Source organism: Sulfitobacter sp. HI0027 (assembly GCF_001634775.1).
Lineage (GTDB): Bacteria > Pseudomonadota > Alphaproteobacteria > Rhodobacterales > Rhodobacteraceae > Sulfitobacter.
On the sequence record NZ_LWER01000024.1, the window covers coordinates 1 to 14,377 of the forward strand.

The 14,377-nt window shown below is 62.0% G+C and carries 13 protein-coding genes; 7 read left to right on the forward strand and 6 right to left on the reverse strand.

All coding sequences use genetic code 11. The annotated features are described in order from the left end of the window. Nucleotides 1–283 (reverse strand): helix-turn-helix domain-containing protein (locus A3722_RS22985; protein ID WP_150120396.1); only part of this gene is annotated, 283 nt, incomplete at its 3' end. Nucleotides 284–651: 368 nt separating this feature from the next. Here A3722_RS22985 and A3722_RS01630 point away from each other — a divergent pair. The 6 genes from A3722_RS01630 to A3722_RS01655 all read left to right on the forward strand — a co-directional run bounded on the left by A3722_RS01630 (nt 652) and on the right by A3722_RS01655 (nt 6,523). Continuing rightward, complete coding sequence (locus A3722_RS01630; RefSeq protein ID WP_067622443.1) at nt 652–1,122, forward strand: hypothetical protein; 471 nt, start codon at nt 652–654, stop codon at nt 1,120–1,122. Further along, nucleotides 1,119–1,943: an HTTM domain-containing protein gene (locus tag A3722_RS01635; RefSeq protein WP_067622440.1), complete on the forward strand. Its 825-nt coding sequence runs from the start codon at nt 1,119–1,121 to the stop codon at nt 1,941–1,943. The genes A3722_RS01630 and A3722_RS01635 overlap by 4 nt, the downstream gene beginning before the upstream one ends. Next, nucleotides 1,940–2,272 (forward strand): DCC1-like thiol-disulfide oxidoreductase family protein, encoded by a 333-nt coding sequence (locus A3722_RS01640; RefSeq protein ID WP_067622436.1) that lies wholly within the window; start codon nt 1,940–1,942, stop codon nt 2,270–2,272. Before A3722_RS01635 ends, A3722_RS01640 begins: the two co-directional genes overlap by 4 nt. Before the next feature lie 1,147 nt (nt 2,273–3,419). After that, nucleotides 3,420–4,136, forward strand: a complete 717-nt coding sequence (locus A3722_RS01645) for a sugar transferase (protein ID WP_067622448.1) — start codon at nt 3,420–3,422, stop codon at nt 4,134–4,136. Nucleotides 4,137–4,207: 71 nt separating this feature from the next. After that, nucleotides 4,208–5,107: a CpsD/CapB family tyrosine-protein kinase gene (locus tag A3722_RS01650; RefSeq protein ID WP_067622433.1), complete on the forward strand. Its 900-nt coding sequence runs from the start codon at nt 4,208–4,210 to the stop codon at nt 5,105–5,107. 114 nt (nt 5,108–5,221) lie between these two features. Next, entirely contained in the window at nt 5,222–6,523 is a 1,302-nt protein-coding gene (locus A3722_RS01655) for a GumC family protein (protein ID WP_067622430.1), read from the forward strand. A gap of 5 nt (nt 6,524–6,528) precedes the next feature. Here the strand turns inward: A3722_RS01655 and A3722_RS01660 are convergent, their stop codons facing one another. Further along, a complete protein-coding gene (locus tag A3722_RS01660; protein WP_067622445.1) occupies nt 6,529–7,839 on the reverse strand; it encodes an oligosaccharide flippase family protein in 1,311 nt (436 codons plus the stop codon). A gap of 159 nt (nt 7,840–7,998) precedes the next feature. Here A3722_RS01660 and A3722_RS01665 point away from each other — a divergent pair, with 159 nt between their 5' ends. Then, a complete protein-coding gene (locus A3722_RS01665) occupies nt 7,999–9,204 on the forward strand; it encodes a glycosyltransferase (RefSeq protein ID WP_067622429.1) in 1,206 nt (401 codons plus the stop codon). On the opposite strand, the gene A3722_RS01670 is transcribed toward A3722_RS01665, so the two are convergent. The 4 genes from A3722_RS01670 to A3722_RS01685 are packed head-to-tail and all read right to left on the reverse strand — an operon-like array spanning nt 9,201 to nt 14,377. Further along, nucleotides 9,201–10,055, reverse strand: a complete 855-nt coding sequence (locus tag A3722_RS01670; protein WP_067622428.1) for a glycosyltransferase — start codon at nt 10,053–10,055, stop codon at nt 9,201–9,203. The genes A3722_RS01665 and A3722_RS01670 overlap by 4 nt on opposite strands. Next, nucleotides 10,046–12,751, reverse strand: a complete 2,706-nt coding sequence (locus tag A3722_RS01675) for a hypothetical protein (protein WP_067622425.1) — start codon at nt 12,749–12,751, stop codon at nt 10,046–10,048. Before A3722_RS01675 ends, A3722_RS01670 begins: the two co-directional genes overlap by 10 nt. Then, nucleotides 12,748–13,692 carry a hypothetical protein gene (locus A3722_RS01680; protein ID WP_067622422.1) on the reverse strand — a complete coding sequence of 315 codons (945 nt, stop codon included), beginning with the start codon at nt 13,690–13,692 and terminating at the stop codon, nt 12,748–12,750. The genes A3722_RS01675 and A3722_RS01680 overlap by 4 nt, the downstream gene beginning before the upstream one ends. 4 nt (nt 13,693–13,696) lie before the next feature. Next, a complete protein-coding gene (locus tag A3722_RS01685; RefSeq protein WP_067622419.1) occupies nt 13,697–14,377 on the reverse strand; it encodes a 4'-phosphopantetheinyl transferase family protein in 681 nt (226 codons plus the stop codon).

Here is a 14,377-nt window from a genome sequence, read left to right on the forward strand (position 1 = left end):
AGGAGCCATCATATCCCAGCTTCACCAGATCAGCATGCATTTGCTTCACTGTCCGCCGCTCTTTGCGTGACTTCCGCGTCTGGATTAAAAGCCAGGCTGACAGCCGATCCGAATAGGGATCCAGCTTGCTTGGACGCTTGGGCGTCTTGAACTGCGGTTCCACCGCACCTTCACGCAGATACTTCTTTATCGTGTTCCGAGACAAACCCGTCCGCCGGGCAATCTCCCTGATTGGCATCTTGTCACGCAATGCCCAGCGTCGAATGACACTCAAAAATCCCATGTCGATCACTCCAAATCCCCCCAACCAAAACCGTCGGGGAAGTGTGTTCACATGGGTCAATTCTCAGTGACAATTTATGGGGCTACCGGGTCAGTTCTCAGTGACAATCAACAGGGCAGATTGCAGTTGTTCCCTGCAGGTGCCGAAGATCGGGGCAGATAGGAGCGAAGGAAGTAAAATCACCCCTGCCGTTGAGCAATGTGAACTGCGGGGTTTCAGTCACTTATCAAGCACCCAACCGCCCAAACCCGATGCAATTTCTATGTTTCCCAACCATGGCTCGCATTTCGCCCAATTTTCGTCCCGATTTCTTAACATGGTTGTGTGAAAACTAGATACTGGCGCAAGCAGTGAAAGAGGCCGCAGCAATGACCGATGTACCCACACCAGAAGCCGTGTCACGCCCGCAGAGCGGAAATTTTTCGATGTTAGCGCGCCACATTGCTTTCGGTTTGTTTGCGGTATTGATCTATCTAGGCCCGGCTCCTGGACAGATCTTCGGCTCCCATTCGCCATGGCTGCGCGAGTGGGTCATGTTCTCTGGGGTGGGTGTGGGCATTCCCAATGGCCGCTTTGTCGTGCGACATGAGGATGGTGCCGAGACAATGCACACCCCATTGGAAGCGGCAGATATCGAGCAATATCCGTTGATTTTGCACTACCTTTTCGAGAATCGCATTTTCGCGACAGAGCATTTCGCCCATTTTGCCGCGCCCCTATGCGCAACGGCACCTGAAACAAGTTCGGTTCGTTTCGAAGGGGCGGTTGGAACCCGTCAGGGCTGGCAAGCCTTGAAGATCGAAAATATCTGCGCCTCCAGCGAAGGAGAGCAACCATGAACGCTGGGGTGATGTTGCGCGACTTCGTCGCTTGGGGCCCTGACGCCACTGGTCCAACGCGGGCAGTTGCGCTTTTGCGAATTGGGCTGGCAACCATGGCAATTGTCCGCTTCGGTGCCGAAGTCGCACCCTTCGCGGCGGAAACATTCAGCGAACTTCTGCTGGGATTGGTCTTCTTTATCTTTGCAATCGCAGCCCTGCTGGGCGTCCGCGCCAGACTGTCAATCGGCCTGCTTGGGCTGACAATATTTCTTCTATACGGGATGAGACAAGCAGGCCTTGGTACCGCGGGTTGGAATCATCACCATGTCTATCTTCTTGGTATATCGTGTATTTTCCTCATGTTTACGGATTGCGGCCGGTCTTATTCCTTTGACCGATGGACGGCCATCCAAAGCGGAAATCGGGTTCTACCTGAACATGGCATCTTGTGGGGGCAGCGCCTGATCGCCCTGCAAATGTCGGCACTCTATTTCTGGACCGCGGTGGACAAATCAGACCAAGCCTTCATTTCAGGACAAAGGCTCGAACAGATTTTCGTTTGGAGCTATTCAGGTCGCACGCTTGAGATACTTCTCGCCTCTCCCATGCTCCTTGCGTTGATGTCCTGCGCCGTCTTGGTCGTAGAATATTTCCTCGCCTATGCGATCCTTACCCGGCGCCATCGCGCAACGGCCATTTTCATCGGGTTAAGCATGCATTCGACGTTCTACCTGTTGCTCCCCGTCAGCACCTATTCTGCGACGATGATGCTGCTATACGTTGCGTTGTTGGACCCGCAATCCGTCCAAAAGTTCACAAAAAGGATGCAAGAGCCATGACGCCTCTGCGGATCGTCTACGATGGTGAATGTCCTTTTTGCGCAAACTATGTCGCGCTCCTTCGACTTCGGGAAGGCCATGCCGTTGAGCTGATCAATGCGCGCACCGATCGAACCAGGGCCAATAGTTATGGTCTGGATCTCAACGATGGGATGATCGTCGATCTTGACGGTGAGGTTTTCCATGGCGCGAAAGCTGTCGCCCTGCTCTCGCGTCTATCGCGGCGGCGAGGGGTTTTGAGCTCGGACCGCGTTGCGAAGGCGGTCTACCCGGTGATGCGTTTTGGTCGGGCGGTAACACTCAAGGTTTTGGGCCGAAAACCTCTCTGACCCGCGCCGAGCTAGAACGGTGACACTGCTTTGCCCATAGGCGACGCCGTTAGCGCCCACGCGCAACCCTAAGCCAAAAATTGACGCCGACAGTGCAGGTCTACAGTTCACGTGCATTCAGCAACAGGTCAACGCAGCGGCAAAGATCGCGGAGGCTACTAGGCCATCGACCAGCACAGTATCCGTCAGATCCGCCAGCCTATGGCGAAGCCCGACATACCGGCGCGGCAGAAACACTCGATGCGCTCGGCCGGATGGGCGGGAACGGCTATGCAGGCACCTTCGACGACTTTGACCTGCCGACGCCCTTGGCCGAGGACATGCAGCGTTCCGGCAAAAAACATGTCGTGAACGGCAATAGCTGAAACGGAGAATAGACCTCGGCTGGGTTGTGTGACGCAACCAGCGACAAATCGTCGGTGGTAATGAGGGGCTGCTGTACTGGTGGGTGGCGGGGCACGCTCATCTTGACCCAGGGTGTCCTTTCCTCTCGTTTGAACACAGTAACTTTTGGGTCTTCAGTATTTGCCTTGGTCCGCACCAAGCCAAGCCTCACAACCAACCGAAGAATCCTCTGAAATCTTGCTGCCATGCAGGACGAATTTGCTTTCACACATCCCCTACCCGCGCCCAACTGTCGCCCATTTATCGCCCTGACATTTTTGTGAGAGCTCCGCGAGAGGTGACCGCAGGCGTGCCGATATCTCATCCCTCCACAAGTGCCTTAGTGTAGGAGATGCAAGCAGCCGATACACGGAGCGCATCGCGGCACAGCCCTGAAATAGATGATATTCCACAACAATATCAAGCCCTTGATACACACTTTCCGCCCACCCGCGCCCCTCTTTTCGCGGCATGCCAGCAGGGTCCACGCCCGAGCACCCCCTGCCTAACCCCTACAGTTCCCTCGCTAATTTCTGCCACCCCCCTCTCCTGCGAAACAGTCTGTTTCTGAGAAAATGGATCGAATAAGGCGAAAAGGTGGTAACAAATGATACATATCCTACCTGAACGTATAGGCCGCCTAGGCCGTTGAGACAAAGCGGGGCGAAGGCGCCGTGGGCCGGACAGGTCCGATTGAATGCGAATGAACCCTGGGGGGTTTGGAATGAAGTACTTTGACGCCCACAGCCATACCTATGGCTCAATGGAAGCCCTCGCCGGCCCGATGCTGGGCCGCACGCAGCCTGCTGCTGCGGGTGCCGCCGCGCTGCCCGCGCCGCGCGCTGTGGCGGCCTTTCGTCTGCGTCCTACCGGCCTTTATGGGCGCTATGCGAAACCGATTATCGACCGGCTGCTGATCCTTGCCTCCCTGCCCATCGCGCTGCCGATCATCGCCCTTTGCGCGCTGGCGCTTTGGATTGAAAGCGGGCAGCCCTTCTATACCCAGCAGCGTCTTGGGCGGGGGGGCAAACGCTTCTCTATCCTGAAACTGCGCACCATGGTCCGCGATGCCGATGCCGTGCTGGAAAGCTACCTTGCCGCGAACCCGGCGATGCGGGCCGAATGGGACGAGATGCAAAAGCTGAAGGACGATCCGCGCATCACTCGGGTTGGCGCCTTCCTGCGGGCAACCTCGTTGGATGAGCTGCCGCAGCTTTGGAACGTCTTGAAAGGCGACATGAGCCTGATCGGCCCACGTCCGATGATGCCCGACCAGCTTGAGATGTACGGCGATGCAAAAGCCTATTTCGCCCTGCGCCCCGGCATTACCGGGTTGTGGCAGGTCTCGGCGCGCAACAACAGCCGCTTTACCTACCGCAATGAGGTCGACGCCGCCTATCGCCGCAATCTGTCGCTGCCGATGGACCTGACCATTCTGTTCAAAACCGTCGGCGTCGTCTTGCGCCGGACCGGGTGCTGAGCGATGCTTGCCGCGCCCAGCAACAACGAAAAAATTAGCGCCTCATGTTCAGAAAATCGAAAGGGAAGACGATGAAAGATCTCTATGCATCCGACGCCCTTGGCGCGGACAACAGCGATGTGTCGGCGCAGTTTGGCGGCCCGGGGATGCGGCACAGCATCCGCCCGCGCCGCACCGTGATCGACCATGAGGAGGAGTTCGACGGCGATCTTGCGTATGACGAGACGTTGCCCACCGCCGCTCCGGCCGTGTCGCGCTATATCGGCGACGACCGCGCGCCGCGTTGGCAAGACCTGCCCATCGCCACCCCCGGCCCCGGGGGGGACATGCCGCTGGTCGACGATCACCGCAACAGCGCCGCCGCGCGGGCCTTTGACCTGCTGCGCACGCGCCTGCGTCAAACCACTCTAGAGCACCGCTGGGTCAATATCGCCGTCACCGCCCCCACCTCGGGCAGCGGCAACAGCTTTTCGGCGACCAATCTGGCGCTGAGCCTGTCGCGTGTGCCGGGATCGCGCACCGTGTTGATGGACATGAACATGCGCAACCCCGGTCTGGCCCGCGCTTTTGACATGCGAGCCCCCGGCGCAATGAGCGACCTGCTCAGCGGGCAGGCCGATCTTGGCAAAGGGATGCTGCGGGTCAGTGACACGCTGGCCCTCGGCCTGAATGACCAGCCCGAGGTGAACGCCGCCGAAATCCTCCAAGACAGCGCCACCGCCGAAACACTGCTGCGCCTGCGCGCCTCGCTGCAGCCTGAAATCGTTCTCTACGATATGCCGCCGATGTTGGAGCATGACGATCTGTCGGCGTTCCTGCCGCAACTTGATGGTGTGTTGCTGATCTCGGACGGGACGCAAACCATGGCGCGGCATCTGCGCGAATGCGAACGCATGCTCGAAGGTCAGGTGCCGCTCTTGGGCATCGTGCTGAACCGTGCGCGCGCGTCCAGCCTGCCGAAATATGCCTGACACCCCCTGTCGCTGCCCCCTCTAGCGCCCTATTATCGCCCAAGTCTTCTGGTCTAGGCAGGGAAACTCCGCCGGGCAACGGTCGGGGGCTTTAGGCAGGTTGGAAAGAGGCACATGGGACCGATCTATACATTCGATGACATCATCGACATGCTCCGCCGTCGGGCGGGCGTTATCATTCTGATCACGCTTCTGGGCTGCATCGCCTCGGTCTACTGGGCGTTGTCGACGCCGCATGTCTACCAATCCTCCGAAGTCATCCAGATCGAGCAGCCCAAGATCGCCAATGATCTGGCCCCTTCCACCGTAGAGGGGTCATCGGCGCGTCGTCTGCAGTTGATCGAACAGCAACTGATGGCCCGCGGCACCCTAGTGGACATCATCCAACGCTTTGATCTCTATGACGATCTTACCGCGCTGCGGATGTCGGAAAAGGTCGATCTGCTGCGCCGTTCGGTTACCATCACCGGGGTGGCCGCCCCGCGCGAGGGCTTTGGCGATGACGGCACCATCTCTGTCATGACCTTCACGGCCGAGATGGACAACCCCGCAGATGCGCAGGCCGTGGCGCGCGAATTCGCCGATCGCACCCGCCAGATGTCGGCGGCCCAACGCCAAAGCCAGACCCAAGAGACCTTGGAGTTCTTTCAGCGCCAAGAGCAGAACCTGATCCGCGACATCTCTGAACTTGAGGCGGAACTGGCCGATTACCGGGCCGAGAATGATCTGTCTCTCGAAGGCAGTCTTCAGTTTCGCCGCGGCGAAATCAGCAGCCTGAACGACGCCCTCCTTGAGCTTGACCGCGAGATCATCGCCACCCGGCTGGCCCGCGACCGGGTCAACCCCGACGCCCGCGCCGCCACCATCGCCCGCGAACAGGCCGAACTGGACGCCACGTTGGAAAGCCTCACCACGCAGCGCGATTTGCTGCAAGAGCAGCGCGAATCGCTGACCGCCAGCCTGCAAACCTCGCCCGAGGTCGAGCGTGAACTGGCCCGGTTTGATCGTCGCCTGACCCAGTTGCAGGACCAGTTGGAGGTGATCACCGCCCGCCGCAACGAGGCGGAGGTGGGGTTCTCACTCGAATCCGATCAACGGGGTGAGAAACTGATCACGCTGGAGCAGGCCGAACTGCCGGATTACCCCGTCTCTCTCAGCCGCAAAAAGCGGGCGGCGATAGGTGGCATGGGCAGCTTCGCGCTTGCCCTGATCGTGGCCTTCTTGCTGGAACTGCGCCGTCCGGTGATCCGCTCTTCCCGGCAAATGACGCGCGAGACGGGGCTCATCCCTGTCGTGTCGATCCCCGACCTCAGCCCCCGCGAAAAGCGCCGCACCTTGGGCAAAGTATGGCAAGAACGCTTAAAGGCAGGTAAAGAGGGCCGCGCCGCACGTATGGCACGCAAGCAAAAGAGCTGATCCGCTCAGACCGTGGCGCTGAGCCCCAGTACCCGGTCCCAATGCAGCCAAAGCGCCAGTGCGCCAAGCACGATCCCCAGCAAGGCAAAGACCAAATCGTGGCGCGCGTCCCAGACGCCATGCGCCCGCGCGAGCCAGATCAGCACCAGATGCGACAGGGCCATCGCCGCGCCTAGGCCAATCAACGCACCGGGCAGCCCGGCGGCGATCACCCCCGCCAACAGAAACCCAATCTGCAAGCTGGCCCGCGAGGCCGAGGAGATAAAAAACCGCCGTGAATCCCCCGCCGCAAGCGCCGCTTGGTCATAGGTCATCCCGATCACCTGCGGCATCAGCGCCAGCGCCAGCATCACCAGAATTGCACCGCTTTGCAGATAACGCGGATCATAGAGCACCGAGACCAGCCACGGCCCTGCCAGCGCCATTGCGGCCAAAAGCATCAGCAGCCCCCAGCTCAGCCCATAGCGCATCCGCCGCAGCTTGGGATGATCGCCGCCCCCGGCCTCGCGGTAGATCGGGATCATCACCCGCCCGGTGACGTTCTGCCCCAAAAGCAGCGGAAAACTGGCGAGGAAATAACCGATATTGTAGATCCCCAAGCCTTCGAGTGAGAGGAACTTGCCCAAGATCGCCTTGTCCCCTTGGCTGGCAAAGAACCAAAACATGGTCGACAGGAAAATCCATTTCCCGAAATGCACCAACTCCTGCACCGCAGGCCGTTCCCAGCGAAAGCGGTTCCCCGGCCCCGGCAGGAACGCATGGGTAAGCGCCAGTTTTGCCAGCGCCCCCACCACGCCACCGACCACCAGCGCCGCCACGGATTGATAAAGCACCGCGCCCGCGATCATCACCACGATGCCAATCACCTGTGACGCCAGATCCAGCAGTGTCAGCCGCCCCATTTGCAGATGCCGGTGCGCCGTCTCGATCCGCGTGGGATTGAACCCGGCGACCACAAGGCTCAGCGCTGCGATGGGCAGATAGGTCAGCAGCGAAGGCTCATCGTAAAACGCCGTCACTGGCCACGTCAGCGCACAGGCCGCCAGCCAGAGGCACAGCCCCCGGATCGCTTGAATCGTCCAGGCGGTGTCCAGAAAGTCGCGATCATCGCCGCGTTTGCTCTGTGCGATGGAGGGCGCGATGCCTACGTCCGAAAACAGCGTCAGCCCGACGATCACCACCTGTATCAGCGCCATCAGGCCAAAGGCTTCGGGGAAAAGCAGCCGCGTCAGGATTAGGTTCGATGCCAGCCGGATCGCCTGCGACCCGCCATAGCCCAAGACGATCCATGAGGTTGAGCGCAGCGCCCGTGCCATCAGGCGATTGCCCGTCACCGCTTGGGAAACCTGTGAAAACACCCGTTGCTGCGCCTTTGCCAATTCTTTGCGAGAGACTAAAGGCTTGCCCGCCCTTGTGCCAGTGGCAAGCGGGCGGGTAACAAGGTTTATCAGCCCCAAGCCAAGGCCGCGCCCCCCGTGAAAATCGCCTATATCCTCAACACCTACCCACAGCCCTCGCATTCCTTCATTCGCCGCGAGATCGCAGCGTTGGAGGCGGCAGGCCATGAGGTGCTGCGCTTTGCCATGCGCGGCCCCGATGTGCTGCTGGTCGATGGGCAGGACAAGGCCGAAGAGGCGCGCAGCCACTATGTTCTGGCCGCTGGCGGGGCCGCCCTCGCCCATGCCAGCCTGCGCAGTGTCCTGCGTTCGCCCCGCCGGTTCGGCAAAGCGCTGCGCGAAGTCTGGCACGCCGCACGCCGGGCCGAGACGGGGATGGCCCGCCATCTGATCTATCTGGCCGAGGCTTGCTATCTGCAGGCGCAGCTTGACGGCAGCGGCACAGAGCACCTGCACGCTCATTTCGGCACCAACGCCACGATGGTCGCGATGCTTTGCCACCTGCTTGGCGGGCCGCGCTATAGTTTCACCACCCATGGGCCTGAGGAATTCGACAGCCCCCGCGCGCTGTCACTCAGCGCGAAAATCCATCATTCGGCGTTTGCCGTGGCGATCAGCCAGTTCGGGCGCAGTCAACTGTGCCGATGGGCCGACCCAGCCGATTGGCCGCGCATCAAAGTTGTGCATTGCGGCATTGAGCCCGCTAAATTCCCTGCCCCCGCCGCCCTGCCGGATGGCCCGCGGCGCCTCGTCTCCATCGGGCGTTTTGTGGAGCAGAAAGGCCAGCTTGCCCTGATCGACGCCATGGCTCGGCTGCGCGACAGCCACCCCGATTTGCATCTGACGCTGATTGGCGACGGCCCTTTGCGCCGCGCGATTGAAACGGAAATCGCCCGCCATACCCTGCAAAATCGCATCACCCTGACCGGCTGGGTCGACGAGGCGCGAGTTACCTCCGAACTCAGCGCTGCCCATGCGCTCGTCATGCCCAGTTTCGCCGAAGGTTTGCCCATGGTGGTGATGGAGGCCATGGCCGCCGCCCGCCCGGTGATCGCCACCTATATCGCAGGCACGCCGGAACTGGTGCAGCCCGGCCAGACCGGCTGGCTGGTGCCCGCAGGCGATGTGGCGGCCTTGGCCGAGGCGATGACCGCCCTGCATGACGCGCCGCTCTCGACGCTGGAAGGGATGGGAGCGAACGCCCGCGCGCGGGTCTTCGCGCGCCATGATGTGTCCCGCGAGGCGGCAAAGCTCGCGGACTTTATGCAAGACGCCGCCCGCTAACGCCCCCGCACCCAGCGATTTGCGCTGCGAAAGATCGGTGCGTGGATCGTCAGCCGCACGGCGACAAAGACCAGCGCCCCCAAAGGGTCCGCCAGCGCGCGTCGCCAAAAGGGCCGCATCTGGTCATGCGCGTCATCATTGCGCATCAGGTCGGGGAAAAGCTGCTCGACCTCGGCCACGCCAATGTCTTGCCGCCGCCGCACCCGCACCAGCGGCGCAAAGCCTTCGATCATGGGCCAAGCATAGGGGGCAGGCACCGCGATGCGTTCCTCGGGGCGGAAATTCAGCCGCGCGAAAGTGTCGTCCGAGATGATGTCCGGCCAATCCCCCCAACGCCCCCGCCCGGTGCGGTTCATGGCAAAGACACCAAACCCCGGCACACCATGGGTCATGAAGCCGGTGGTCTGCCAAAACCGCGTGTAATGGCGCGTCACCCAATCGCCTGAGGTCGTGACCTGCGGCATCCCGCTGGCATAGCGCGGCGCGTCCTCGGCCAGTGCCTCGGCCAGTTGCGCCAGCAGGGGCGGTGAGACCAGCACATCGGCGTCGAGATAGACCAAGACCGCACCCCGCGCCGCAGCCTCGCCCGCATTCAACGCACCGAGTTTGCTGCCTTGAGCCAGTTCCAGCACCCGCAACGCCCAGCCTCGCGCCTCAAACGCGGGGGCCTTTTTGCGGGCCAGTTCTGCGGTGTCGTCCGTGCAGCCATTGGCCACGACGATCACCTCCACCGGCCCCGCCACCGGGTCAGCGGCGCAGAGCGCGTCGAGGCAGGCGGGCAGCCAGTCGGCCTCATTATGGGCGGGGATCAATACGCTCGCCCCTTCGAACGCGCCTGTTGCTATCTCCATGCGTTCAAAGCGTCCCAACGTGGGTTTTCATCCGCCAGATAGCGCAGCGCGCCCCAAGACCCCCATTTCGTCGGGGCATAGACATCCGAATAATGAGTGAACAATTGCCCGCCGACAGCCAGCCACCCTGCCATCAGATCGGTATAGAGCGCACCCATTTGAGGCGCGTAATTGAGATGGTAAAAGAAGGCGGTCAGACTTTCGTCATTCACCTGTGCCCCAAGGCCAACCACATGGCTGCCGCCTTCGTACATCACCAGATCTAGGTCATGCGCCCGCGCCACGGCGGCATGATAAGGCCAGACACGGCCAATAAGGTCGGCAAGCGTGTCGTTTTCAAGCCCGCTGATGCCACCGTTGCGCAGGTCTTTCGCCGCACGGGCGGTGGCCGCGTCAAAGCGGTGGGTCTGAATATAATCGTCCAGAGCACTGCCGCTCAACCCTTCCGCTTCCCCCTCGGCGCGGGCCAATTCGAGGCTTTCCGACAGCCAATCCTTGACCAATTCGGCGTTGTCTTCCAGCCCCAGCACCCCACCAAAATAGCCGGTGATCGCATAGGCATCAAAGGCGGTGGCGGGCGCGCGGTTTCCTGCTTTTTCAGCTTGGTAAAGCGGGGCTTCTAAAGCCTCACGCTCAAGCCCCAGCCAGCCGGTCTGGCTCGCGATCACATTGCGCAGCCGCGCTTCAGCCTCACCGCCGAAGACATCCGTCCAGATGCGCGCCACTTCGGCAGCGCGCAGGCCATAGAACTGCATCCCCTTTTCGGCCTCATTCCAGCGGGCCTGCGCCATCTCATCCGCCCATTGAGTCTGGGCGAATTGCCAATTCCAAACCTCGTTGGAGAATTCCACATAGGCTTTGCGGTCCTCGTTCAGCGCCTCTTCGACATAGGTCGCGAACGCGGTCACATAGCCATCATCGGCCAGATGCGGCATGTTGAACCACGGGTCGATCCCCAGCTCATTGGCCAAGGCGACCATGACTTCTACCGGGACACCGCGCAGGGCATAGGTCACATCCTCGGGGCGCGGGCGGTCCTCCCATGCGGCGATGGGGCTGTCGTTGGTGCCCATCCAATCCATGAAGCGCAGCACCTTCATCCCGGTCAGATGCTGCGTCCAATCGGGGTTGAACCGCGCGCCAGCGTCGAAATCGGCGGCGCGGTCTTCGCGCACGACGGTGATATTGCGCGGCGGATCGCTGCGGTGCATGCGCTGAATGCGAATGTCGACACTGCCCGGCCCCGGCACATAATCGAACCGCACCTCGTTCTTGCCATAGCGCACATTCTCGGCCCGGCCCGTGACCTCGATCACGCCCTGCCCCTCAAAGCGAAGCAGATAGCGGCCCTTAAGCGTGGTCGCCTGCGGCGGCATGTCAGTCAGGATCAATGTGCCGATGCTGCCCAAGGCGCGGGGCATCGTCGCCGGCCAGCCTTCGGCATCAAGGTAGCCACCCTCAACCAGTTGCGCATATTCCATCCCGCCAAAGCGCCCGGCCAGATGCCCAAGCCACGGACGGGCGGTTTTCATCAGGTCGAGGAAAGGCGCCTGCACGCTCCAATCGGCGATGGCGGCAAGGCCGATGCCCATGTTGCGGGTGCCTGCGACGGCATCCTGCGGCGGTGTGATCTTGAACGGGGCATTCGCAATCGGCGTGACCGGCACTTCGGGCTCATCTGGGGCGGGCGCTGGCTCATCAGGAGCGGACGCAGGTTCATCTGGGGCGGGCGCGGGCTCATCAGAAGCGGACGGAGGCACATCGCGTGCAGGCGTAGACTCATCGCGGGCAGGCGTAGGCTCAGGCACCGCGGGCGGGCCAGTGGGCGAAATCGGGGCGGTCTGTGCATTGTTTGCGGCGGCAGGGCGCGTGGCCGGCGGCACCGGCACCACAGCGCTACCCTGATACTCTCGCACCGCATCCCACGCCACACGCTGAAGCTCCCGCGCGAGGTCGGGGGTGGGCGTGTCGAACGCCTTGCCCCAACGGTCATTGAAATCCGTCGGCAGGCCCAACGGGTCTTTGCCCGTCAGCGTGGCATATTGCACCATGGCGACAAAGTAGTGGCCCAGATCGTTCAGGTGGATGTCATCGGCAAAAAGCGCGTCGATCTCATTCAGCCCCGGCACACGTTCGGCGGCGATTTCATCGTAAAGCCGCGCCATCGCTTGCCCGGCGGGGATCACCTCAATCGTCGCAGTGTCAGAGCTGCGCCCATCGCTCACCGCCGCCGCGATCCCCTCCCATGCGGGCAGATCATTCTGCAACCGTTCGCGCCAAGGGATATGGGCGTGGTCGTCATAGGCCACCGCCTCCCCGCTGCCGCTTTTCAGCGAATGCCATGTCTCTTGCAGATAGACCTTCACTGTCGGATTGGCCGCCGCCGCAAGGCCAAAGAACGCCTGCGCATAGACTTCGGTATCCGACCAGCGGGTGTGATTGGCCAGCGGGATCGCCTCGGTCAGGATCAGATGGGTGGTCTGCCCTTCGGGCAAGACCGTGCGGGCATCCACGCCCTCGGCCCGGTCGGATTCGTCCCAATTATAACGCAGGGGCGCGCCGTTGATGATCTGCGCGCGCACCTCGCCCTGCCCCACCCCGGCCCGCAGCGCCTCTTGCAACATATCCGGCCCATCCGCCCCAAAAAGGCTGTGGCCCACCATCAAGACCGAGAACAGCCCGCCCAGACCGCTCATGCCGCGACACCGCTGTCGGGATGGGCACGGACCACGTCCCAGACCACCCGCTGCATCAGCGCTGCGGCCTCTGCACTTGGTGTGTCAGCCGGGGTGCCATCCGCACGGGTCAACTGATGCGGCAGCCCCGCCGGGTCGCGGTGATAGAGCGTTGCGTAATGGGTCAGCGCCACAAGATAGGCCCCCTGATCGTTGAAGTGAATCGTATCGCGGCGGCCTTGCTCATCGCGCGAAAAGAGGTCTTGCAGGCTGATAATGCCGCCCACCCCTCCGGCCGCATCGACTGCGCGGGCAAAGGCTGCCATGGCCTGCCCGGCGGGGATCAGATGAATGGGCCGGTCCGATTGTTGCAAAGCGGGGTAGATCACCTGCTGCCGCCAGTATTGATCAAGATCACGGTCGATGCGGTTCAGCCACCCCTTGCTATCGTCGGTGTGATGCCATGTCTCATAAAGATAGACGCGGGTGTCAGGCCGGGTCGCCCGCGCCAGATCCGCCCAGCGGGCAAGGTAGTCGGGGCTGTCGTGGTAGCGGATGGCGTCGGCAATCTCGACCATCTCGGTCAATACCACGGCGTCATAATCGCCCGAACCGATCGCCGCCCGGGCGGGCCGGTGCTGCGCATGGTCATTAGAGCGCTCAAACCCGTTCACCGGCACATCCGGCTCCCAATGGTCGCGCAGCGAACTGCCCCAGCCGGTTTGACTGTGATAGCTGTGCCCGGCCCCCGCCATCTGCGCCAGCATTGCGGGCATGTCTCGGCCCACCAGCGAATGCCCCAGATGGTAGACCTGCATCGGCCCCGTCGGCGGGGTCAGCGGCGTGGCATAGAGTTGTTCCGCGCGGTCCTGCACCTGCGCCCGGCGAAAGACCCAAGACCCGCCGCCGAGGCTGGCAAGAGCGGCGCCCCCCAGAAAGGCACGGCGAGAGAGTGCGACCATGAGATCAAGCTCCTTTGCGATCAATCTGCCCAATCGCCACCCCGCTGACAAGGTGGCCCGCCACCGAAACGACCCGCCCCGGCAGCTTCTCGCCGCGCTTAAAGCGTTCAGTGTCTTGGGTAAATTGCGCATCAAAAGCGGGGTTTTCGGCCGATAGGGTTACGTCCAGCCGATCAGAGCCAAAGAGCGTTTTGGTGAGCGGATATTGCGCCTTATAGGCCGCCTCCTTGGCGCAGAAGATGCGTTTGGCGGCGGCGAGATCAGCGCCCCCGAGGCGGGTGATTTCGGATGGAAGACAGATTTCTGCGAGCAGGTCTTCGGGCAGCGGGCTGTCTTTTTCGATGTCGACGCCCAGTGCCATCACATCAGAGCACCGCGCCAGCACGGCGATGCACCATACGTCGGAATGGCTGATCGAACCGGTGAGGCCCTGCGGCCAAATCGGCGCGCGGTCGGTGCTGGCCAGCACCGGCGCAGGCGGGTGGCCAAGGGCCTGCATCGCTTCGCGTGCGGCGTGGCGTCCGGCGGTGAATTCGGCGACCCGCTTGGGCCGTGCACGTGCGATGATGGCGGCTTCATTCCCCAGCAATGGCGGATGGGGCCTGTCGATCTGGGTTACAGCAACGGCGACTGGCAGATCGAACAGACTGCGGACTGCGGTCTTGATCTCCGCCTCTGCCGTCAC